The organism is Paenibacillus sp. CF384 (assembly GCF_900106745.1).
GTDB lineage: Bacteria > Bacillota > Bacilli > Paenibacillales > Paenibacillaceae > Paenibacillus_Z.
This window is the reverse complement of the sequence record NZ_FNNV01000011.1, coordinates 20,094-42,552: the sequence shown is the minus strand read 5'-3', so window position 1 is coordinate 42,552 and position 22,459 is coordinate 20,094. Positions and strand designations below refer to the sequence as shown.

The 22,459-nt window shown below is 51.8% G+C and carries 18 protein-coding genes; 2 read left to right on the top strand and 16 right to left on the bottom strand.

Annotation, left to right across the window (positions count from 1 at the left end; all coding sequences use genetic code 11):
* Nucleotides 1–80: 80 nt before the first annotated feature.
* Nucleotides 81–1,826 carry an alpha-glycosidase gene (locus tag BLW29_RS18115; RefSeq protein ID WP_090982150.1) on the top strand — a complete coding sequence of 582 codons (1,746 nt, stop codon included), beginning with the start codon at nt 81–83 and terminating at the stop codon, nt 1,824–1,826.
* Between the two features lie 723 nt (nt 1,827–2,549).
* On the opposite strand, the gene BLW29_RS18110 is transcribed toward BLW29_RS18115, so the two are convergent.
* The 8 genes from BLW29_RS18110 to BLW29_RS18075 all read right to left on the bottom strand — a co-directional run bounded on the left by BLW29_RS18110 (nt 2,550) and on the right by BLW29_RS18075 (nt 11,978).
* Nucleotides 2,550–3,341, bottom strand: coding sequence for a leucine-rich repeat domain-containing protein (locus tag BLW29_RS18110; protein WP_090982148.1), 792 nt, complete (start codon nt 3,339–3,341; stop codon nt 2,550–2,552).
* A 255-nt stretch (nt 3,342–3,596) separates the two neighbouring features.
* Complete coding sequence (locus BLW29_RS18105) at nt 3,597–4,361, bottom strand: GTP cyclohydrolase II (RefSeq protein ID WP_177186698.1); 765 nt, start codon at nt 4,359–4,361, stop codon at nt 3,597–3,599.
* A 146-nt stretch (nt 4,362–4,507) separates the two neighbouring features.
* Nucleotides 4,508–5,683 carry a DUF4097 family beta strand repeat-containing protein gene (locus BLW29_RS18100; protein ID WP_090982147.1) on the bottom strand — a complete coding sequence of 392 codons (1,176 nt, stop codon included), beginning with the start codon at nt 5,681–5,683 and terminating at the stop codon, nt 4,508–4,510.
* Nucleotides 5,684–5,698: 15 nt separating this feature from the next.
* Nucleotides 5,699–6,091, bottom strand: coding sequence for a DUF2089 domain-containing protein (locus BLW29_RS18095; protein WP_090982145.1), 393 nt, complete (start codon nt 6,089–6,091; stop codon nt 5,699–5,701).
* A 656-nt stretch (nt 6,092–6,747) separates the two neighbouring features.
* Nucleotides 6,748–8,385 (bottom strand): alpha-amylase family glycosyl hydrolase, encoded by a 1,638-nt coding sequence (locus BLW29_RS18090; protein WP_090982143.1) that lies wholly within the window; start codon nt 8,383–8,385, stop codon nt 6,748–6,750.
* On the bottom strand, nt 8,385–9,224 hold the full coding sequence (locus tag BLW29_RS18085; protein ID WP_090982141.1) for a sugar ABC transporter permease: 840 nt from the start codon (nt 9,222–9,224) through the stop codon (nt 8,385–8,387). The genes BLW29_RS18090 and BLW29_RS18085 overlap by 1 nt, the downstream gene beginning before the upstream one ends.
* A complete protein-coding gene (locus BLW29_RS18080; protein ID WP_090982140.1) occupies nt 9,221–10,534 on the bottom strand; it encodes a carbohydrate ABC transporter permease in 1,314 nt (437 codons plus the stop codon). Before BLW29_RS18080 ends, BLW29_RS18085 begins: the two co-directional genes overlap by 4 nt.
* Before the next feature lie 139 nt (nt 10,535–10,673).
* Nucleotides 10,674–11,978 (bottom strand): sugar ABC transporter substrate-binding protein, encoded by a 1,305-nt coding sequence (locus BLW29_RS18075; RefSeq protein WP_090982138.1) that lies wholly within the window; start codon nt 11,976–11,978, stop codon nt 10,674–10,676.
* A gap of 488 nt (nt 11,979–12,466) precedes the next feature.
* Between BLW29_RS18075 and BLW29_RS18070 the strand changes: the two genes are divergently transcribed.
* Nucleotides 12,467–13,498, top strand: a complete 1,032-nt coding sequence (locus BLW29_RS18070; RefSeq protein ID WP_090982136.1) for a LacI family DNA-binding transcriptional regulator — start codon at nt 12,467–12,469, stop codon at nt 13,496–13,498.
* A 49-nt stretch (nt 13,499–13,547) separates the two neighbouring features.
* On the opposite strand, the gene nagZ is transcribed toward BLW29_RS18070, so the two are convergent.
* The 8 genes from nagZ to nirB all read right to left on the bottom strand — a co-directional run bounded on the left by nagZ (nt 13,548) and on the right by nirB (nt 22,196).
* Entirely contained in the window at nt 13,548–14,876 is a 1,329-nt protein-coding gene (nagZ, locus tag BLW29_RS18065; RefSeq protein WP_256208708.1) for a beta-N-acetylhexosaminidase, read from the bottom strand.
* Between the two features lie 167 nt (nt 14,877–15,043).
* Complete coding sequence (locus tag BLW29_RS18060) at nt 15,044–15,868, bottom strand: alpha/beta hydrolase family protein (protein WP_090982135.1); 825 nt, start codon at nt 15,866–15,868, stop codon at nt 15,044–15,046.
* 101 nt (nt 15,869–15,969) lie between these two features.
* The gene (locus BLW29_RS18055; protein ID WP_371264744.1) at nt 15,970–16,665 is read right to left on the bottom strand and encodes a DNA alkylation repair protein; all 696 of its coding nucleotides are present in this window, start codon (nt 16,663–16,665) and stop codon (nt 15,970–15,972) included.
* A 115-nt stretch (nt 16,666–16,780) separates the two neighbouring features.
* Nucleotides 16,781–17,542 (bottom strand): hypothetical protein, encoded by a 762-nt coding sequence (locus BLW29_RS18050; protein ID WP_143044424.1) that lies wholly within the window; start codon nt 17,540–17,542, stop codon nt 16,781–16,783.
* 90 nt (nt 17,543–17,632) lie between these two features.
* A complete protein-coding gene (cobA, locus tag BLW29_RS18045; RefSeq protein ID WP_090982131.1) occupies nt 17,633–18,400 on the bottom strand; it encodes a uroporphyrinogen-III C-methyltransferase in 768 nt (255 codons plus the stop codon).
* 13 nt (nt 18,401–18,413) lie between these two features.
* Nucleotides 18,414–19,289: a uroporphyrinogen-III synthase gene (locus BLW29_RS18040; RefSeq protein ID WP_090982129.1), complete on the bottom strand. Its 876-nt coding sequence runs from the start codon at nt 19,287–19,289 to the stop codon at nt 18,414–18,416.
* 51 nt (nt 19,290–19,340) lie between these two features.
* Nucleotides 19,341–19,679, bottom strand: a complete 339-nt coding sequence (nirD, locus tag BLW29_RS18035; protein WP_090982127.1) for a nitrite reductase small subunit NirD — start codon at nt 19,677–19,679, stop codon at nt 19,341–19,343.
* A gap of 54 nt (nt 19,680–19,733) precedes the next feature.
* Nucleotides 19,734–22,196: a nitrite reductase large subunit NirB gene (nirB, locus tag BLW29_RS18030; RefSeq protein WP_090982125.1), complete on the bottom strand. Its 2,463-nt coding sequence runs from the start codon at nt 22,194–22,196 to the stop codon at nt 19,734–19,736.
* Nucleotides 22,197–22,459: the final 263 nt, after the last annotated feature.

Genomic DNA, 22,459 nt, shown 5'->3' with positions numbered 1-22,459 from the left:
ACCTCGTTATGAATGACGAGGTTGTACCCTTTTTTGCATTTGCATGGGCTCATATCTATTTTAGGAGAGTGAACCTTATTATGATGCTCGAAGCCATTTATCATCGTCCGAAGCAAAACTGGTCCTATGCGTATGACCGCTCTACGCTGCATCTTCGTATCCGCACCCAGAAAGGCGACATGGATGCTGTTCAAGCCGTTGTTGGCGACAAGTATGCCTGGGACAAAACGATGCAAATCGTGCCTATGCGCATTTTCGCAACGGATGCGATGTTCGACTACTGGGAGGTTGCCGTGGAACCGCCGTTTCGCCGGCTGCGCTATGCATTCCAATTGGAGAAAGGAACGAAGGCGCTGTGGTTGACCGAAAGTGGTTTCGTGGATAAGCTGCCGGCTGACAGCCTTACGTTCTACGACTACCCGTTTATTAATCCGATCGATGTCTTCCAGCCGCCGGCTTGGGTGAAGGAAGCGGTGTTCTATCAGATCTTCCCGGAACGTTTCGCGAACGGCGACTCGTCGCTTGATCCGGACAATGTAGAGCGATGGGGCGGCAAGCCGACACCGAAGAACTTCTTCGGCGGCGATCTTCAGGGAGTTATTGACCACCTGGACTACTTGGAGACTCTGGGCATTAATGCGATTTATTTTACACCTGTATTCGAAGCGACGACAAACCACAAATATGATACGCAGGATTATTTGAAGGTTGACCCTCATTTCGGCACCAACGCGCTCATGAAGGAGCTTGTGGACATCTGCCACAAACGGGGCATGCGCGTGCTGCTCGATGCGGTGTTCAATCATGCCGGCGCTACCTTCCCTCCGTTCCTCGATGTGCAGGAGAAAGGCGCCAAATCGAAGTATGCGGGCTGGTTCCATGTACGTGATTGGCCGCTTCGTATCGAGGATGGGATCCCTACTTACGACACGTTTGCTTTTGAACCGATCATGCCGAAACTGAATACCGAGAATCCGGACGTCAAAAAGTACCTGCTGGACGTGGCCCGCTACTGGGTGGAGGAAATCGGCATCGACGGCTGGCGGCTTGACGTTGCGAATGAGGTCGATCATCATTTCTGGCGCGACTTCCGTAAGACGGTCAAGGACGTTAACCCGGATGCCTACATTCTCGGCGAGATTTGGCATGATTCGATGATGTGGCTCGAGGGTGATCAATTCGACGCGGTCATGAACTACCCGTTCACTAACGCGGTGCTCGACTATGCCGCTTATGGCAAGCTTGACGGCCGCAGCTTCGCGAACGCCATCGGCACGCAGCTGGCGAACTATCCACAGCAAGCGACCGAAGTTGCGTTCAACCTGCTGGACAGCCATGACACGCCGCGTCTGCTCACGTTGTGCGACGATGAAGAGCGCCGCATGAAGCTCGCCGTACTGTTCCAGATGACATACCCTGGTACACCGTGTATCTATTACGGCGATGAAGTTGGTATGTCCGGAGCAGGCGACCCCGACTGCCGTCAGTGCATGGTGTGGGAAGAGGAGCAGCAGAACGGCGATATGCTGCAGTTCTACCAGACACTGATTGCGCTTCGTAAGCAGCATACCGCTCTACGCTCAATTTACATTACATTCCTGCACGCTAAGTCTGGCGATCCAGCCGTGGTCTATGCTCGCCGCAGCGGTGATGAGCAATTCATCATTGCGATGAACGCGGGAGCGAAGGCTTGCAGCCTCACTGTACCAGCTGGAAGCGGGACATGGCAGGATATGTTCGCCGGTTCGACGGTCGAGTCGAAGGGTGAGCAGTTCTCCATCGCGCTTGCTGGTTTCGGCTTCGTTGTGTATAAGCTTTTAGGTTAGTTTGGTTGGCCGGCCTTATCCGGCTGGCTGAGTTTAGAGCTGAGAGTCGCGTTTTCCGACTCTCAAACTTCCTCAACCGGCGCATCGGGGGCATTTCAGAGCTGAGAGTTGGATTTTCCGACTCTCGGCTCTTTATTTTGGCGGATTTGGGGCTGAGAGTCGCGTTTTCCGACTCTCAGACTTCCTCAACCGGCGCATTGGGGGCATTTCAGAGCTGAGAGTTGGATTTCCCGACTCTCGGCTCTTTATTTTGGCGGATTTGGGGCTGAGAGTCGCGTTTTCCGACTCTCAGACTTCCTCAACCGGCGCATCGGGGGCATTTCAGAGCTGAGAGTTGGATTTTCAGACTCTCAGCTCTTTATTTTGGCGGATTTGGGGCGGATTTCCGAGCTGGGAGGTGCGTTGTATGCCTAGGTGCTACTCTTGCGTTCGATTCGATAGTTTCCAGCCGATGTATTGCTCTGGGGACTACTCTTCTGCTCAATTTGTCAGTTCCGAGCCGATGTGTTGCTCTGGGGGCTACTCTTCTGCTCGATTCGTCAGTTCCGAGCCGATGTGTTGCTCTGGGGACTACTCTTCTGCTCGATTCGTCAGTTTCTAGCCGATGAGTTGCTCTGGGGACTACTCCCCTGCCTGGGTTACCACATCTCCCATTAAGCTACATTCTCTCTTTTCACCACATTTCAACTAATGTAGTTCCCTGGTTGAGCTTCTGTGAACATTCTATTTTACAACTTTCTCTATGCTCATCTCGCTAAGTACTTCGTAATTGGTGATGGGGTTCTGCTCTATTCTTATCGAGGCCAGCTTAGGGAGTTCCTTTAAAGGCGCAATATCTTGGATTCGATTATCGTAGGCATATAAAACAGTAAGATTCGTCAGTGTTGAGAGCCAGGAGATATCCATAATATTTAATTTTTCTATGGATAACCACTGCAACCGATTCATGGTTTTAAGAATGGATAGATCCGAAATTGGATTATTTCCAACTCCCAATATGGTTAATTTACTCAGTCCGCCTACAGTTTCTATGTTAGTTACTCGGTTATTATCAAAAGTTAATGTGCTCAGCATCACCAGCGAATGCAGCGGTTCTATATTTTCTATTTTATTGGAGCTAATATCCAAATAATTTAATGACTTCAGCCCTGCAAGCCCATTAATATCTTGAATATTATTATTGGCCAGACCTAGTTGTTCAAGTTTAAATAAAGTCTCTATACCGTTTAAGGATTGGAGCTTGTTATTAGAAAGATCCAGTTCTCTAAGATTCGTTAGAGCTTGCAAGTCGATTAAATCTGTCAACCCAATTCCATTAAGGGAAAGCTTCTCTACGCTGAGCAATTCTTTTTTCGTCAAGGGATCATTCGGAGGTAGTTGCAAAACCTCCCTTATCTTCTCCCCCACCGTTGGATGACTAAACCGATACGGATCATTACCCTTTTCATGGTTGTACATCAAAAACAAAGCGACGCATATCATTACAATCATTAATCCAATCATATTTTGCTTCATTAAAAACTCCCTTTTATTGTTAATTTTTAGGCGATAATAACCATACTATTATCAATAAATGAATTCAATAATTTTTTTACATTTTTTATTATGTTTTTGATCTTTGTTCCCATATCCCATAACCCCCATGTCTTGCATTCATGTTTCATTCGACGTAGTTATAAAACCCAACAAAAAAAGGCCGACCCTCCATCAACTACGATGAAGAGTCCGCCTTTCCTACTCCGACAAAGGGGGCACCCGATCCATTGTCCCTTACTTAGTCGTCAGTTCCTCCGCAAAGTGCCCGGAGCGGTTCACTTTGGTCTCCAGATACTTGCGGTTGAACTCCGAAATGTCGCCCCAGAGCGGGACCCGGTCTTCCACGTTCATGCCGGATGCTTTGAGCGCCGCGAGCTTCTTCGGATTGTTCGTAATGAGCGTGACCGGCTTGCTGCGCAGATGGGCGAGGACGAGCAGCGTTTCCTCATAGCTGCGTGTATCGTCTTGGAATCCGAGCTCCAGATTTGCCTCGACCGTGTCGTACCCTTTCTCCTGCAGAATATAGGCCATTGCCTTACTGAACAGCCCGATTCCCCGGCCTTCATGGTTGGCCAAGTAGAACAAAGCGCCGGTACCATGCGAGGTGATCATCTTCATCGATTGGTGCAACTGATAGCCACAATCGCAGCGCTTGCTCCCGAAAATATCCCCCGTATGGCAGATGCTATGCATACGAATCAATGCTTCGTCCCCGCCGGCGAAGTCGCCGTACACGAGCGCGCTGGACTGCTGCTTCTCCGCCAGATTGGACGCGGACAGCTGCTCAATCAGAAACTCGGTCCGCTCCTTTTCCTTACAACCGCCCTCGGTATGGACCAGGTCCCTACATGGAAGCCAGCAATACCACTTGAAGGTGTGCGTTTCCCCCTCCAAATTAACCGGCAGCTGAATCGGCCCCACTAAAATCAACGTACCGTTCTTGCTTTTGATCGTTTCAATACGATCATCCAGAATACCAACGATTTTCTCATTAATCATGCCATGACGTCCTTCCCGCTTCTGACAGTAAACCTCAGGTTAGTGTTTATTGCGCGGAGAGGAAATATGCAGCCATCAGCTGCCTCACCTATTTCTTCCAACCCATGCCGTACAGGCGATGGTGTCCTTCGATCATTACTTGTAAACTAGACCTCGTCGCTCACAACAATCGATCCGTTAAAGGAAGAAGCTTTGATAAAAGTTAGTTCCTCGTCATCTTGGCGGAACGTTTGGCAAGGGTCGGCATCGTCACCATCATTCTTGTTGACCAGCTGTTGACCGTTCAATCGGCAAGCCGCGCGCCCATGAGCAACGGTTAATTCGCCGTACACGCCGGACGAATGCGCCGGGAACTGAATACGGATGCCGCCATTGTGGGTATCTGCCGTAATGCTGCTATCCGAGCTCGCATCTGCCAACTGGATTTCAATGGATCCATTTTGCGATCTGCATGTTAATTGCTCGAACTGACTGTTTGTTCGGATGCTGCCGTTCTGCGTGTGTACGTTTATCGACTCGGCAAGAACGCCGTCTGTATGTACAGAACCGTTCGTCGTATGGCATTCCAGCTTCTCCAATTTGCCCCCTGCTACGATTTCGCCGTTCGTTGTCTTGAGTTGTGCCGACTCTGCCAATAGTTCACTCACTTTGATAAGGCCATTTATTGTGGTCACATTCACTTGCTCGACATGTAAATCATGAATGATGATGTTTCCATTCGCAGATGTAAAACCCGCCGTTTCTGCACGAAGATGCTGCACGTCAATAAACCCGTTCGTCGCAGACATGTGGAACAGCTCATAGGCTTGTCCTTGCGGAACGTGAATGGTCACGGCGAGCTCTACTTGACGGCCATTCAGATCGTCCGACTTCAAATTGAATCGATAACGTTCGTCATCGGAGCTTTGCGTAACTGCCTCTTGCAGCCAACTGTGCAAATCGAAGCTGCCCGTAGGTTTATCCATCTTCGCCGATACATTCACCTGCGTGAAATCTTGATCCCACGTCCGGTACTGGATGGATGCGTTATCCGTTGCAAATTCCACATACTCCGTCGGAAACGAGTCGTGCTTGCTTTCCCAATAAGCTTCACCTTGTGTTCTATGAGCACTGACAAGCGGTTGGATTTCTTGATGAAGCGGTGCGGGAGCGGATGGTGGAGCGGGTGCAGGAGGAGGAGTGGGAGTAACAGCAGTAACAGCTGTCCCTGCAGCTTGGGCTGACTTACTGCCGTCAAGCGCTTCAAGCAGCGCCAAGCCTTCCTCTACGGTAATTTTCCGTTCCTCGATCATTCTTGTAATCATGGTCCGTTCTTCACTCATATCGCAATCGCTCCTTTATTTTTTGCTGGCTTGGATGAGCTTAAGCGCCTCTTCAACGGTTATCGCGCCTTCGTCGAGCTTCGATAGAATCTGCTTGCGTTGTGAATCCTCAGTGGCGGCAGGCGTCTCTGTCGCAGGTGAAGTCTGGTAACCGAGTGCCTCCACGATGTGGTCAAGCCGGTTCCGTACCGTCGGATACGAAATGCTGAGTTCCTTCTCCATCTCCCGGATGTTTCCCCGAACCTTCAAGAACACTTCCACGAATTTCAGCTGCTCGTCGTTTAGGGAGGCCAGTCTGGTCGATTCAAAGCTGCCTTTGATCGTGGTGTGGCAATGGTCGCATTTGAGCTCTTGGATCGTCAGCTTATTCTCGCAAACGGGACATTGCTGCGGTGGCGGGTATTTCAGAGCAATCCCTCCTTCTGTTTAATGGTGATTTTAAAAATGTTTATCGTATATTGAATTATATTAAACAATAATATTCAATTTTACAAGTTATGAATTAAATAAATTAATTTTAATGTTTGTTTTCATCGTTTTCCCTGTCCTGACTCTCAGTCGGACGGAGGGATTTACTGGGTGATGTTCGGGGAAGGGGAGAAAATGCTGCTTGAAATGCAACATTTCCCGTTCAGTATGAGCAAAGACAACCAAATGTTGCGCGATATGCAACATTTGGCCGTGGAATGGCGATCAGGAGGCTAGTTGAGGCGAAAATGTTGATTTATGCGCAACATTTCCTCCTCTAGCGTCACTTTTCATCAGAAATGATGCCTTTTATGCAACATTTCATCTAGACCTACGACTGTTTGGTGGGGGAGCGACTAGTAGATGGACCGCGGGGTTACTTGGTATTTGTGGGGAGCGACTATCACGCCGCCAGCAAGTTTCCACCTGTTGATAAGTGAGGGGTACGACCGCCAGCACTGCATCCGGACTCGTTATCCCCAAACTTACACACATATTGTCCACATTATCCACAGGTTACTCAGAATTCTCATCAAAACAAAAAGAGCTGTCCCACCAGAAATCATCCTGCGATGACCCCGGCGGGACAGCCCTCCTTATTGCAATATAACCGTACTATACGGCGGCAGCTTCAGCTTGCCTTCGCCGATTTTCGCGCCTTCTTTACTGGACCGCGCGATTTCTTTCAGCTCATCCTTCACAGCGGTTCCTCCCGAAGTCAGATCAATTATCTGCTCCGTCGCCGACATATTATGCACAACGAGGACCTTCTCATCGTTCGTCACTCGGTAATACGCAGCAACGGACGGGCTATCGGTGTTCTTCTCCACGATCGTGCCATCGCGCAGCGCAGGCAATTCATTACGCCAAGCGATCAGCTTCTTGTAATGGGAGAGCAGCGAGTTCGGGTCCGCTTGCTCCGCTTCAACCGAAACCGTATTCGGCGTCGTGTTGTAGCGGGAAGCTTCCCAAGTCGTCTGCCCCTTGCCGCCCGCAGCGCCTGAAGCGTACCAAGGCATCGGTTCGCGAATGGCCTCGTCGGGCTTCATCCCCTTCATGCCTAATTCCTCGCCGTAGTAGATGAACGGATTGCCCGGAAGCGTAAGCAGCAAGGCTGCCGCCATCTTCGCATGGTCCACATTGCCGCCAAGCTCACTCATTGTCCTGTTCTGGTCGTGGTTCGTCAGAAACGGCGCATCCACAAACGCACCGTTCGATGACTTGTTGTACATCTCGTAGATGCGGCCAAGACTGAACGCGACATCGGGATTCTGCTCCCGATCCGCGCCGGACAGCAGCTTCTTCGCCAAATCAAAGTTAAACGCAGAATCGAGCGCTTGATCCAAGTAAGGTGCGATAATAACCGAAGAATCCCAAACTTCGCCAACGATATAGGCATCCTTCTTCGTGCCGGAGATGCCTTTGCGGAAATCCTGCCACCACTTCTGGTTTCTCGCTTTGACGGCATCGGTGTTGATTGTAGAGGCAAAGTCGCCGTAGATATGCTTTGCCGCATCCATTCGGAACCCATCCAAGCCCTGCTCCAGCCAGTAGTTGCCGACCTTGATCATCTCACTGCGCACAGCAGGCTCGTCAAAGTTCAAATCAGGCATCCCTTCCCAGAAGTCGCCTAAGTACTTCAAGCTCCCGAATGGATGCCACGGATTACCGCCCACGGCACCGTCTGCCGGCACCTGTGCATCCGCTTCCTTGATATGATACCAATTGCGATAAGGACTCTTCGGATCAGCAATCGCCGATTTGAACCACGGATGCTCATTGCTCGTATGGTTAACGACCAAATCCATAATGACCTTAATCCCCAGCTTATGGGCAGCATCCGTCAGTTTATTCAAATCTTCCAGCTTGCCGTAATCCTTGTTAATCCCATAATAATCCGTCACATCATACCCGTGATAGCTGGGAGAAGGATTAATCGGCATCAGCCAGATCCCGCCAATGCCCAGCTCCTTCAAGTAGCTCAGCTTCTCCGTCACACCGTTCAGATCGCCGATGCCATCTCCATTGGAGTCCGAGAAGGAACGAACAAAGATCTCATAATAAACCGCTCCCGGCTGCTCATCAACCTGGGCCGCAACCGCTTCTTTCCCAACCTTCTTCTCTTGCTCTTGTTCGCCTTTAGAGGAGGAGCAACCTGCCAGCGCGCTGATTAGAAGAGCGGCGACCAATATGGCCGCCGCAAATTTGTTGCATATACGAGTACGGATGATCATCACCCCTTGGATGCCCCGGCAGTGAGTCCTTCAACAAGGAACTTCTGCAGAAACGCGAACAGAATCATAATCGGAATCGCAATCATAACGGCGCCTGCCGCGAACATCGTAAAGTTACTGTTCTGGAAGTTAGCCACCATATCCCACATGCCTACCGCAAGCGTCCAGTTTTCTTTGGAACGCAGAACAAGTCTTGCGAAAATAAAGTCTACCCATGCACCGGTAAACGTCGTAAGTCCGATGTACGTAAGCATTGGACGTGACAGCGGCAGCATAATGCGCCAGAAGATCGTTAAGTGACTTGCACCGTCAATCCGCGCGGCTTCATCCAAGCTCCGTGGAATCGTGTCGTAGAACCCTTTTACAATGAAACCGCCAAGCACAGATCCCGAAGAATAAACGAGAACGAGCGCTGCATGCGTATCAAGCAAATCCAGCTGAAGCAGCAGGATATAGATTGCGACCATGCTCATGAACCCCGGGAACATGCCAAGGACGAGCATCGTGGTGAGCAAGGTCTTACGACCCTTGAAGCGGAAACGCGACAATGCGTACATGCTCAGCGTAGTCAGCAATGTCGAGAGAATCATCGACAGCGTTGCGATCTTCAGCGTGTTCCAATACCAGCGGCCGAAGCTGAAGCTTGGCGAAGTGAACAGCTCTTTGAAATGGATGAGCGTCGGATTACTCGGGAAGAATTGCTCGCTAAACAGTGCGCTGCCGGGACGAAGAGCCGAGAACAGCACCCATACGGCCGGATAAATCGCGCATATCGCAATTAGGGTCAGAATGATATAGGTCAACGACAAACGGAAGGCGTTCCTCGATTTCATACTCATTGGATCATATCCTCCTCTTTAAACGACCGTGAACGACGGTAGCTCCAAATCGAGAGCGAAGCGACAATCACGAAGATGATAATCCCGATCGCGGATGCAAAATTGTACTTGTTGTTATTAAGCGTCAGCTTGTACAACCATGTAACGAGCAAGTCGGTGCTGCCCGCATACTGATAGTCGCCCTTTACCGGATCACCATTCGTCAGCAGGAAGATGACGTTGAAGTTATTGATATTGCCTGCAAATTGCGTAATGAGAATCGGTGTTGTTGCAAAGAAAACGAAAGGCAAAGTAATCACGCGAAGCTTCTGGAATGCCGTAGCGCCATCCACCTCGGCAGCCTCGTACATATCTCTTGGTATCGCAGTAAGCACGCCTAGAATAAGGACCATGGAGACCGGAATCCCGACCCACATGTTGACGAGAATGACCGTAACCTTCGCCCAGAACGGATCGGTCAGCCAAGGAAGCTTGCCAATTCCGAAATAGCCGAGATACTGATTGATCGGTCCGAATTGACCGTTAAACAAGTTACGCATGACAAGCAGCGAGATGAGCTGCGGAATCGCGTAAGGAATAATGAAGATCGAACGCCACATGCCTTTGAAACGAATGCCCTGCTGATTGATGAGCAGCGCGACGAACAAACCGCCGAAATACGTCGTAACGGTGGCGATGACCGCCCAAATGACCGTCCAAATGAAAACCCCGTAGAACGTATGGCTCCAAGTCTTCAATTGGAGCAAATCGATAAACGTCTGGAACCCAACCCAATCGACAAGCTTCGCAGGCGGAATATGCTCCGGTGCGGAGTAGTTGGTGAATGCGAGCAGGATCGCCATCATAATCGGCATGATCGTTAAGAACAGCACGGAGATAGCAGGCAGCGTAAGCAGCAACTGAGGGAACCGTCTGTCGGTTACATAGTTGACTGTTTGTTTAAACGATGCCGGTGTTACGCCTTGATCCCGCAGCTTGCCGGTTCGGTTCGCATCCCTGACGTTCATCACATAGATGACAACAAATAAGCTGAATAAAATCAGAATGACAAGCCCGCCGATTAATAAGTTGACGGAGTGGTCACCGACTACGTTCTTATAGCGCTTGCCGATTTTCACAAGCCTTGTCGGTGTATCACCGAGTGTTACAAGACCCCAGATTGCATGAGGAAGCCTTTGAACGAAATAATAACCGCCCATAATTTCAACACAAAGCAGAAGAATGCCTTTCACGAACTGACGATTGTACAGTTGACCGAGACCCATCGCGAGAACAGATAAAATAGTGGCTGTTTTTTGATGCCGCTGCATCCACCTCCAGCTCCTTTCCCTTGTCCGAATAAAGTTACGTCACCCGCCCCTCATCAGAAAGGGCGGGTGACGGCATTGTATGGTTGTTTATTCGCAGCCGGTTGGCTGCGCCCTAATGCTGCGCCCTGCTGCGAATTACTTACTTCGCAGCTGCGTTAGCATCTTCAATTTGCTTCACAGCATTATCAAGTGTTGCTTTCGGATCTTTGCCAGCGTTCCAGATGTCGGAGAGCGCTGCGCCGATCGGTGTCCATACGTTGCCCATTTCAGGGATCGAAGGCATCGGCTGCGAGTTTTTGAACTGCTCAACGAATGCTTTTACGATTTCATCGCCTTGGATCTTCGGATCTTCTGTTGCTTCCTTGTTTGCAGGAATCGCGCCAGTCAACGTGAAATCATCCAATTGCGCTTCTTTCGTGGAAGCAAAACGTGCGAACAATTTCGCTGCGTTCGGGTATTTCGTGTACGAGTTTACGTACCAAGCTTTAACGCCGGAGAACGATACGGATTGTTTGCCGTTGATGCTAGGGATTGGCGCTGCACCGAAGTTGATGCCGGATTTCTTGATATCGCCGATTGCCCATGGGCCGTCGATGTTCATCGCAAGCGTACCGCCTGTGAACAGACCTTTCTTGATATCATAAGTGACATCACCGGATTTAAGCGGCAATACGTCTTTCTTCAGCGATGCGAAGTAAGTTGCGCCTTCTACTGCACCAGCGTTGTTAAGGCCGATTTCAGCTTTGTCTTGGCCGTTGTTGCCGTATACGAAGCCGCCTGTAGTAGCTAGGAACGGATAGCTGAAGTAGAAGTTTCCGATATCCCACATGAATGCATATTTATTCTTTTTACCGTCGTTGAATGTTTTCGCGAACGTTTTCACTTCGTCGAACGTTGTTGGAGGCGTTGCGATCAGATCTTTGTTGTAGAACATCGCATACGTTTCAACTGCACGCGGGAAACCGTACAGAACGCCATCATACGTTACCGCTTGAACCGCAACATCGCTGTTCTCCGATTTCGCTTCTTCTTCGTAAACATCATTCGGAAGCACAAGACCTGCTGCTACTGCTTTACCAAGGTTATCGTGCGGGAACAATACAACGTCTGCACCGATTCCGGCAGGACCGTCAGTTGTAAGCTTCGCTACTTGGTCGCCAGCGCCAAGCTCTTCCATCTTCACTTCAACGCCGTATTTTTCTTTGAATTCTTTCATCATTTTCTCAACGAAAGGACGCTCTTCTTTGGCTTCCCATACAAGCAAAGTTGCGCCGTCTTCCGGAACAAGCTCAGCGTCTTCAGCTGTGTTGTTGCCAGTGCCGTTGTTTACTGTGCCCGTGTTTGTTTCACCGGTGTTCTCATTCGCATTGTTGTTCTTCGAGCCGCAAGCTGTCAGTGTTGCAGCAAGTGTTAGAACTAGAAGTAAGGATACTGTCTTTTGCATTCTATTTAACCCCTCTCGTTGTTAAAGCGTAATCGCGCCGGAGCATAAACCTAGAGTAACCAATTATCGACATCCTATTACGAATAGCGCGATTGCTTCGGATGATGCAATAACCGAGCTTGCAAGTGTTTCTCAAAAATGCGGCTCTTGCATTGTACACGATCCTCTACGTTTGTGCAAACGTTTGTACAGATGGCAATGCAACTGGCAATTAAAGGTTAAAATTTCCTTCATTTTGCTGAAGAAAGCGTTTTACCGACGCCCTTACTATACACTACGGCATGCAGGTCGGGAAAACGTTTGCACAGTTCATTTGCACAAAAAATTACGGACCGTTCTTCCATTTGCTCTGTTTTCCTCCGCCTATCTCAGAAAATTAAATTTGTGCATGAAAAACTTTTCAATGATATACTCTAGGTACAGACAGCTCATGCATCGACTCACATAAACAAGGAAACGTGCACACGTTTGCGCAATTGGGGGATTTTATGTCAGTCACGATTAAAGATATTGCAAAAATCGCTGGCGTCTCGCCTTCTACCGTATCGCGAGTTGTCTCGAACCATCCGCGCATCAGTCGGGAGACGTCACGTAAAGTGAAAGAAATTATGGAGCAGCTCGGCTATCACCCCAACATGATGGCGAAGAGTCTGGTGTCCAAAACAACGCAAACGATCGGCATCGTCTTGCCTCGCCCCGCAGAGGAGCTGTTTCTGAACTTCTTCTTCGGCGAGTTGATTCGAGGCATCGTTACGCAGGCGACCAGAGCCGGTTATGACATGCTGATGACGACGGTTACGTCCGACTCTAATGAGCTTGAAGCCATCTCGCGCCTTGTTATGGGACGCCGCGTTGATGGTATTTTGCTATTGTCCTCCCGCACCTCGGATCCGATCATCGGATTTCTGAAACAGCAGAACTTTCCCTTCGTGCTCATCGGGCGAAGCGACGAGTTTCCGGATGTGCTGTCGATTGATAATAACAACATCCAAGCCGCTTATGATGCCGCCAGTCACTTTATCGCCCAGGGGCATAAGCGGATCGGCTTCATCAGCGGACCGCCGAATCTCGTCGTTTCCCAGGATCGACTCTTCGGCTATAAGAAAGCGCTCAAGGAAGCCAACTTACCGTTTCAGCAAGAATGGATACTGGAAGGCGAGCTGCTGCAGCAAAGCGGATACCGGGCGATGTCCTTCTTCATGAGCTTGCCGGATCGGCCGACTGCGCTTGTCATCTTCGACGATTTGCTCGCCTTTGGCGTGCTGCGCGGACTGACCGAGCTTGGCTACAGCGTTCCGCAGGACATCTGCATCGTCAGCTTTAACAATATTCCGCTGTCTGAACTCGCTTCAACGCCGATCAGCTCCGTCGATATCGGCACTTATCAGCTCGGCTATACCGCGTCACAGTCGCTGCTTCGCATCGTACATGATGAGCCGCTGTCGCAGAAACATATCATTATTCCGCATCGACTGATCGTGCGGGAATCCTCGATTCATTCGAGCAGCAAGAAAACATGACAAAAGGCATCCTCCGCTGACAAGCCGGGAGATGCCTTTTTCTATTGATTTAATATACGGCGACGGCTTTCTGAATCGCAGCATTGAGCGCATCCAGATTCGGCGCGGGCGGCGTCTTATCGTCCGTCAGCTCGTACTTCCCTTTCAGCACCAGAATCCGTTTCACGCTCTCATCTATCCGCTCCACCGTAATCTCTCCGCTATTCACGCTCTTCTTCAGCGCTGCGAGTATGGCATCCACATTCTTGTATTCATGGGCCACCAGCAAAATATCACTGCCTGCCTTGACCGTCATGACCGCCGCTTCTCCCATGCCATAATTCTTCGCAATGGCCCCCATCGTGAGGTCGTCCGTCATGACGACGCCTTTGAAACCCAGTTCGCCGCGAAGCTCATCCGTGATGACTCGCTTGGATAGGGAGGCCGGCACGTTGGCGTCCACCTCAGGGAAGAGAATATGCGCGATCATGACCGCATCCACGCCTTTATCGATAGCCTCTTGGAAAGGGACCCACTCGAAGGCTTTGAGTGCGGCTTCGCTTTTATTGACGACCGGCAGCTCCAAATGCGAATCCACCGACGTATCCCCATGCCCCGGAAAATGCTTCACCACCGGAATAACCCCTTCCGCCTCGATGGCTTCCATGGCCGCGATGCCCATCTTCGTCACAAGCTTAGGCGTCGAACCGTAGGAGCGGTCTCCGATGACCGGGTTCTTCGGGTTACTGTTAATGTCCAGCACCGGAGCGAAGTCCAAGTTGAAGCCCATCTTCATGCTCGCCTCTCCGAGTATGCTCCCTATCTTAGTCGCATACGCGCTGTTGCCGGTGTCTCCGATCGCCTTGGCGGTCGGCAGCTTCACAAGTCCGGGAAGCCGGCTCACCCTGCCCCCCTCCTGATCGACAGAGACGATCAGCGGTGAAGCATTATCTTTGTTCCAAGCCTTCAGCTGATTCACATAGGCGACAACTCCTGTAGGAGTCTTAATATTATTCGCATAGAAAATAACGCCGCCCACATGCTGACTCGCAATCATCCGTTTCGCAGCCTGGCTGCCCATCGTACCGTCCACGCCGGCAATAATCATCGCCCCAAGCTTCTCGTCGAGCGACATCTTCTCCACCTGCTGCGTGATTTCATCATCCGGTGCCTGCTCGGGCTGGTCCGGTGTCTCCGGCACGGCCGGTGTTGCCGGTTCTTCTTCCGGCGTATCCGGCGTTTCCGGTGTCTGCGTTGGCGGCTCGTCCGTCGGCTGATCCGAGTCCGGCGGCGAAACAACTACAGGCGGCTGCTCTGCAGTCTCCCCCTTATGCGTACAACCGCCTAATATTCCGATCGACAAAGCCATTATAGCTATAGCGAGTTTTCTCATCTGCATGATCACCTGTTCCTCTTCGCGTACTTATTGCAATTGTAACCATTAGAACGCAAGAAGAACCGCTAAATGTTGCAGCGCCTGAATTAAGATTCTTTCATTCCCGCTTAAACAAACCAAAAAACCGCCTTCCCCTCGAAGAGAGGAAAGCGGTCCGTTAATAGGATCGATTAAATTGTCCACAAGCTCCAATCATTGCGTCTGCGGCCGATGGAATCGATCCAACGCAGCGATACATCGAACAGCTCATCGCGAGAAGCTTTCGAAGAGAACGTGTGGTCACCCTGCAAAATAACCTCTTTGTCGCAATTGCCCTCTTTGCGCAGCCAGAACATTTTCTGATACAAGAAGCAGTAGTCGACCGGGATCACCGTGTCCGCCGTGCCATGCACGATCAGCACATCCCCGTTGTAGCCGCGCAGTTCCGTCAGCGGCTGGAATTGCGCCAGCGAATCCGTGAACTTCTTCGTAAACTGATAGTGCATGTAATCCGTCGAACCATCCGTGTCGATCTCTTGAATCGCCTTGGTTCCGATAATGTTGCGGATGTCCATGAACGGGTGGGCGACCGGCGCCCACATGACCAATGACTTCACGCGCGAGTCGCGAGCGGCCGTCAGCACCGCGACCGCGCCGCCTAGACTGTGGCCTACAAGAATAAGCCGCTCCGCATCTACCATATCGAGGCTGAGCGCGTAATCAATGACCGTTCTCGTCTGTCCGATCAGCTCATCCAAACCGCCGCTTCCGTAGTCGCCGGTGCTCTCGCCGCAGCCGCCGTAATCGAAGCGCAGCACAAGATAACCGCTGCGAGTCAGCCGATCTGCTGCCTCAACGAACAATCGGTCCGTCCCCATACGATTGCCGATAAAGCCATGGCAAATGATGATAAGCGGGTATTTGGCAGCTCTCTTCTCTTCGCGATCTACTACGGGATACTGCAGCACGCCGGACAATTCTATGTCGCCGCTGCGGATTGATATGGGATGATTCATGATCGGCACCACCTTATTCCTATAATTCCTACCTACTTTGTTGGAATTAAGAATATCACGGAAGCGCGGCACCGTCAATTGTCATTTTGCCCGGTGCCGCGCTATGCTTTTGCACCGACATGCTTGAGCGCTTCACGTACACTTAACGGCGATAAAGCCGTATCCGCTACGAACTGCTGCACCGCGGCCGAATCAGTCTTCGCGTATTCGCGCAGTGCCCAGCCGATTGCTTTGCGAATGAAGAACTCGTCCTCATGCGCAGTTCGGCGAATGAGCGAGAATAGCAGTTCCGCATCCGTCCGGCCTTTATAACCGAGCTGGAACAGGATTGCTGTACGGCGCAGCCACAGGTTGTCCGAAGCAATCCATTTCTCCGTATAGATGGGCACAAGCTCCGGATATTGCGTGAACAGCGTGCCAACAAGATGGCTTGCGATCATATCGACCGTATCCCACCACGATTGTGCTGTAATGAGATGTTCGATGAACGCTACTTGGTCAATCGTCAAATCCTTCTTCCGCTTCTCGAGCAGGAGCAGCGCCGTATAATGAAACTCCCGCTCCGGCAGCGACCACAGCTTACGAGCAATCCCTTCAAGCTCCGCACCTGATGGCACACCGTGCTCCTTCACAAACTGCTTCGTCACCGCAGCCCGCTCCGGCGTCCGAATGCCCAGAAACGGAAATAAATCGCGCATATAAGCCGTCATCGGGCCCGCGGCTTCCTCACTCGCATGACTGCGAAGCATCTTCTCGAGATCCTCGCAGTAGGTGTCCGAAACGATATTCACTTTCACTGGCAGCAGCCTCCTTTGTATGACCCCATTATACCAAACCTGTCCACGCATCTAATAAGCAAAGGCAGCAACAAAAAAGACGACCGATGATCCAGCCATCCGCCGCCGTTAGTCATTATTTCGTATAAATCAGCTTCCTCTGTTCCTCTACCAGTTGCTTCAGTCCATCTGTCGCATAGGCGCCGGGGCTTAGCACGCCAAACTTGATCCAGTAGCCAACCCCAAACGACGAGCCGTCTTCCAAAATAACCTGCAAGCTGTAACTCCCGCCGGCTAAGTTCTTCGTCTGTTTGGCAATCGTCATGCGGTCTACAACGTTCAGCTTTACGTACTCCTCCGCAAACGCAGCGACCGCTTCCGGCGTGAAGTCTTTCAGCGGCGAACCATCGTTTCCGCTTATGAAACGGATATTCTTGATTCGGCCTGTAATATCATAGAGGTCACCTATTGTATCCACGGCTTTATTCTCGGAGACTTGATAGAGTTGGCCGCCTGCCAGTAGTCGGAAGCTCTGCTTATAACCTTTTACCTCGAACAGTTCCGTCCCGATCTCCAGCAGCGTGGCATCCCCGTCCTGCATCACATAGTCCTTGCAGGCATGGTCTGATAGCTTGTAGCCGATTTGTCCGATTTTATGTCCTGGCTGCACGAAACTCGTATCTTCGCGATCTCCTATAGACGTATACAGGATGCCATTCCAACGCAGCACAGGAGCATATTCGAGTATAGACGTCTTATCGCGGCATTCCCGTCCATCTGCGCCACCTACCTTGGTGCCCGGCAATTGAAACGAACAACCTGTCAGAAGCAATAGAGCGCTTAATAGAAGAAGCATCGCTCTCCTTGCAGTTCTCCTACGGCCAAAACCCTGCTTCATTGATCCTCACTCCGACTCTCATTGTTGCTCCTATAGACGAGGCTGTTTCGCCATTAGTTGCAGCATATGGTCAATCATACAAGAATTGGATCAATTCAGCACGGCCTCAACCGCCCGCCATTTCAGCTTGTCCCGCATGGTGACGACCGGGCCGATGACGATGGCGACCGGACTGACCAGTTCCGTGACCTCAGCCTGCGAGGTTATGGTCTTAAGCGTGCCGACAACCGTTCGCTGCTCGGAGCAGGTTCCGCTTTGCACAAGCGCGATCGGCGTGCTCGGCGGTTTATCGTTGCCGAGCAGCTGCTCCACGATGTAAGGAAGCTGCGCCAGCCCCATCAGCACGACGAGCGTCTCCGCGCCGACCGCCCACGCCCAATCCACACAGGCACTGTCCTTGTCGGTACATTCGTGGCCGGTAATGACCGCAAAAGAAGCAGCCAGCTTACGCTGTGTAACCGGGATGCCGGCGTAAGCTGGTGCGGCGATACAGGAGGAGATGCCGGGCACGATCTCGAATTCGATTCCGCGCTCTACTAAGTAGGCGGCCTCTTCGCCACCTCGCCCGAACACGAAGGGATCGCCTCCTTTCAGCCGCGTGACGGTTAGTCCGCGCATTGCGCGCTCGGCGAGAAGAGCGTTAATCTCTTCTTGCCGCATCGTATGCCGTCCGGAAGCTTTGCCGACATAGATAAGTTCCACATCCGACCGTGCCTCCTTAATCAGCTCCTCCGACACGAGTCTGTCATATACAATGACATCAGCCAGTCGTATACTTTCCAACCCGCGGATAGTAATCAACTTCGGGTCGCCGGGACCCGCTCCCGTTAAGTACACCTTCCCATAATCGCCGCCCATGCGCCCACCCTCCCTATCCAGCTTTGTCTTGCTGCGCGCAATCACCCGACACCGTACCAACCGCCGCCTCGCTCTCCGTCAATTGACCGCCGCCGTAAAATTTACTCATCGCAACGACCATGCTGCCCATGCGCTCCTCTTCAGGAAACAGTACACGCTCCACGCCTTCCTCTTGCAGCGCTTCCGCCGTCACTTTACCTACGGCTACGGCCAGCACTCGCTCCGAGAAAGCAGCTCGAACCGCTTCCAGCTTACCGAGCTTCGCCGCGCAGCCCATCACATAACGAACCTGAACGGTGCTCGTGAGCGTGACAGCATCTACATCGCCGCTGATAATTTCCTCAATCAGCGTCTCGACGATATCGCCTTGCGGCGGAATATGGCGATAAGGGAGCAGCTCCTCGCAGAGCGCGCCGCGTCCGGCCAGCTCGCCGATCAGGCGCGGGGCAGGATCGCCATAGAGCTGCAGCGCAACGGTCCGATCATATAGATCATGGTCGCCCATTAAGCGAAGTAATCCCGCGGTCGTGCCATCGTCATCACGCACCTCCGGCGTGATGCCCAGCTTGCGTAGAGCGTTCACCGTCTTATAGCCGCGGGCGGCTACCCGCATCTCGCCCAGCACATGGATAAATTGCTCCGCCAAGCCGAGACGCTCGGCAATTTGCACGAGCGCCTCCGTTCCAACGCCTGTCGTCAGCACGAGCCAATCGGCTGGCTTCGCGATGAGCGAGCGCAGCTGCTCTTCAATCCCGGAATCGTCGAGAAACACCGTCCCCTGCGCCGGACGAAGCACCGCCGATCCACCGAATTTAGCGATCATTTTGCTCAGCTCATCCGCTTTGCGCGGCCCCGTCACCGCGATCCTCTTCCCCTCTAAACGCGCCATAGCCGCCGCCTCCCAGTCCAATCGATATCCTCTCGCATTAAGGCAGCAAACTTACGATACTTTTCTTACAGACGCTCCGTCCTGTACCAGCAAAATCACATTCCCCGCTTCATCAACAATCGTGCTGTACGTATTCACACATCCCTCATCCGGCGCTTGCACGAGCCCATCATGTAAATTAATCTTCCAATCATGCAGCGGACAATAGACATGATGGTCGCATACAATCCCTTCGGAGAGCTTGCCGTTCTTATGCGGGCATAAATTCTCAATCGCTTTGACCGTTCCATCGGTCAGCTTGAACAGCGCCAATTCGATATCGCCGAGCCGCACAACGCGTCCCGCCCGTTCAGGAAATTCTGAAATATGTCCAATGATTAGTTCGTTCATTTACTCATCCGCTCCCTCCGCTGCTGCCGACTGGCGCAGTGCTTTATCTGGTTATCACTTCAACGTTGCATCTGCTGCTGCAGCTTCCGAACTCATCGGTGCCGTCAGTGCATCGAATGCGCTGCGCAGATCGTCGTTTTCGATAATTTGCTGCCAAGGATCCTTCATAAGGTCAAGCGTCTTATCGATGCGTGCATTCAAGGCGTCACGATCCTCCGGTTTCTCCAGAGCTGCTTTGATCGTATCGAGACCAATTCGAAGCGACCACTCACTCGTACGTTCCATGTAGTTGGCCGTTTCCCGGTAATATTGCAAGTAAGCGCCCGTCCACGCCAGCACTTCCGCTTCCGTCTTCACCTTTGTCAGCAAATCTGCCGCGCGTACGCGGGTTCCTCCGTTACCGGCAACGTAAATCTCCCATCCGCCGTCAATTGCGACTACGCCGAGATCTTTAATGGTCGCCTCTGCGCAGTTGCGCGGGCAGCCCGAGACAGCAAGCTTCACTTTATGAGGGGTGTTAAGCCGCTCGAATTTCTTCTCCAAGTCGACGCCCATTTGGATCGCATCCTGCGTGCCGAACCGACAAAACGTATTGCCTACACAAGTTTTCACGGTGCGCAGCGCCTTGCCGTATGCATAACCGGAAGGCATATCGAGATCCTTCCACATGCCGGGCAGGTCTTCTTTCTTCACACCGAGCAGGTCGATTCGCTGGCCTCCGGTTATTTTGACAAGCGGCACTTGGTATTTCTCCGCGACCGTCGCGATTTTCTTCAAATCCTCCGGCGTCGTCACCCCTCCATAGATGCGGGGAACAACGGAGAACGTACCGTCTTTCTGAATGTTCGCGTGGTTGCGCTCATTTACGAAACGGGATTCCAGCTCATCCTCATGTTCGTCAGGGAACGCCATGCCGAGGTAATAATTGAGCGCCGGCCGGCATTTGGAGCAGCCCTCCGGATTGTTCCACTCGAGCACATGCATAACTTCCTTCGTCGTCGTGAGGTGCATCTGCTGAATGGCGTTCACCACGTCGTCGCGCGAGAGCGTCGTACATCCGCAGATGCCTTCTTTGACCGTCGCTACTTGATCCGCGCCGAGCGTCGTTGTCAGAATAGCTTCCACGAGCGGTTTACAGCCGCCGCAGCCTCCTGAAGCTTTAGTGCATGCCTTCAGCTCACCTACACTGACGCAGCCTTTCTCCGTGATCGCCTCCACCAGCGTATCTTTCGTTACGCCGTTGCAGCCGCAGACGATTTCGTCCCCGCTCATGGCGGTTACGAGATCCGCTGTGCTCACGGGCTTACCGCCTCCGCCTCCGCCGGACGGTCCGAACAGCACTTCTTTCTCACTTCCCGTAACGTCCTTACCGCTGCGAATGACCGAGAATAGCCTTGAACTGTCACTGGTATCGCCGAACAGAACAGCGCCGACGACCTTCCCATTCTCAAACACTACCTTCTTATAAATACCGTCCAAATCATCCTGTACGCGAAGCGCCTTTGTACCCGGTTCATCCGCGAAGCGCCCTGCCGAGAATACGTTAACTCCCGACACCTTCAGCTTGGTTGACAGCACCGATCCTTGGTAGCCGTCACTTTCGACCCCCGCCAACTTCTTCGCGAGAACGGCTCCTTGCTCATAGAGAGGCGCCACTAGACCGTACACAACCCCGCGATGCTCGGCACACTCACCTACCGCGTGGATGTTAGCTATACTCCCCTGGAGATAATCACCTACGACAATACCGCGATTCACTTCGACGCCGGCACTCTTCGCCAACTGCACATTCGGCTTGATCCCCACTGCCATGACGATGAGATCCGCCTCAACATGCGTCCCGTCCTTGAACGCCAGACCAGTCACGCGTTCTTCGCCCATAATGAAATCGGACTGTTTCTCCAGCAGAAACTTCATCCCCTGCCGTTCCAATTCCACTTGCAGAAGACGCGAAGCTGTCGTATCGAGCTGCCGCTCCATCAAGTAGCCGAAGATATGAACAACGCTTACTTCCATGCCTAGATTGACCAGCCCGCGTGCCGCCTCAATACCGAGTAAACCGCCGCCGATCACTACAGCTTTCCGGTATGTCTTCGCTGTATCGATCATCGTTTCACAATCTTTGATATCCCGAAATGCAATGACGCCTTCCTTATCAGCCCCGGGAATCGGAAGCATGAAAGGCAGTGATCCCGTAGCAAAAACAAGCTCGTCGTACGCTAATGTCAGCCCTTGATCCGTCGTTACCGTTTGCGCCCCCGTATCCACTGCCGTCGCTTGTTGACCGGTGTGAAGCGCAATATCGTTATCGCGATACCAATCCCAATCGTTCAGAATAATATCCTTCATGCTGGCATCCCCTGCGAGCACCGACGACAACATAATGCGATTATAGTTGGGGTGCGGCTCCGCCCCAATAATCGAAATGTCGTAGCGATGCGGATTCAGCTTGAGCAGCTGCTCCACGAATGACACGCCAGCCATCCCATTTCCGATCATGACTAGTTTCTTTCTCATGGCTATCTCTCCTAAAAGTTAGTCCGTCGCACGAGGTACGACCCTTATTGTGCTGCAGCCCCGGCCGCTTCCGAAAACATAAAAAGCCTACCCTTCGTCGCAATTGACGAAAGAATAGGCTCCATTGCCGGATTTAAGAGGGCACGCCATTGTGCCGTCGTAAAGATCTTGGCTTTAGTATAGGTTGCGGGAGCGCTTGTGTCAATATATCTAACATAAAATAGCACGTAAAGTACCATTAATGGTCACTCGCCTAAAATTTA

Coding starts and splice junctions, on each gene's coding strand:
- BLW29_RS18090 (WP_090982143.1), bottom strand. CDS start 8,385: ATGATCATCCGTACTCGTATATGCAACAAATTTGCGGCGGCCATATTG.
- BLW29_RS18115 (WP_090982150.1), top strand. CDS start 81: ATGATGCTCGAAGCCATTTATCATCGTCCGAAGCAAAACTGGTCCTAT.
- BLW29_RS18050 (WP_143044424.1), bottom strand. CDS start 17,542: ATGAAGCAGGGTTTTGGCCGTAGGAGAACTGCAAGGAGAGCGATGCTT.
- cobA (WP_090982131.1), bottom strand. CDS start 18,400: ATGGGCGGCGATTATGGGAAGGTGTACTTAACGGGAGCGGGTCCCGGC.
- BLW29_RS18100 (WP_090982147.1), bottom strand. CDS start 5,683: ATGAGTGAAGAACGGACCATGATTACAAGAATGATCGAGGAACGGAAA.
- BLW29_RS18105 (WP_177186698.1), bottom strand. CDS start 4,361: ATGATTAATGAGAAAATCGTTGGTATTCTGGATGATCGTATTGAAACG.
- BLW29_RS18085 (WP_090982141.1), bottom strand. CDS start 9,224: ATGAGTATGAAATCGAGGAACGCCTTCCGTTTGTCGTTGACCTATATC.
- BLW29_RS18075 (WP_090982138.1), bottom strand. CDS start 11,978: ATGCAAAAGACAGTATCCTTACTTCTAGTTCTAACACTTGCTGCAACA.
- BLW29_RS18110 (WP_090982148.1), bottom strand. CDS start 3,341: ATGAAGCAAAATATGATTGGATTAATGATTGTAATGATATGCGTCGCT.
- nirD (WP_090982127.1), bottom strand. CDS start 19,679: ATGAACGAACTAATCATTGGACATATTTCAGAATTTCCTGAACGGGCG.
- nagZ (WP_256208708.1), bottom strand. CDS start 14,876: ATGCAGATGAGAAAACTCGCTATAGCTATAATGGCTTTGTCGATCGGA.
- BLW29_RS18070 (WP_090982136.1), top strand. CDS start 12,467: ATGTCAGTCACGATTAAAGATATTGCAAAAATCGCTGGCGTCTCGCCT.
- nirB (WP_090982125.1), bottom strand. CDS start 22,196: ATGAGAAAGAAACTAGTCATGATCGGAAATGGGATGGCTGGCGTGTCA.
- BLW29_RS18060 (WP_090982135.1), bottom strand. CDS start 15,868: ATGAATCATCCCATATCAATCCGCAGCGGCGACATAGAATTGTCCGGC.
- BLW29_RS18080 (WP_090982140.1), bottom strand. CDS start 10,534: ATGCAGCGGCATCAAAAAACAGCCACTATTTTATCTGTTCTCGCGATG.
- BLW29_RS18040 (WP_090982129.1), bottom strand. CDS start 19,289: ATGGCGCGTTTAGAGGGGAAGAGGATCGCGGTGACGGGGCCGCGCAAA.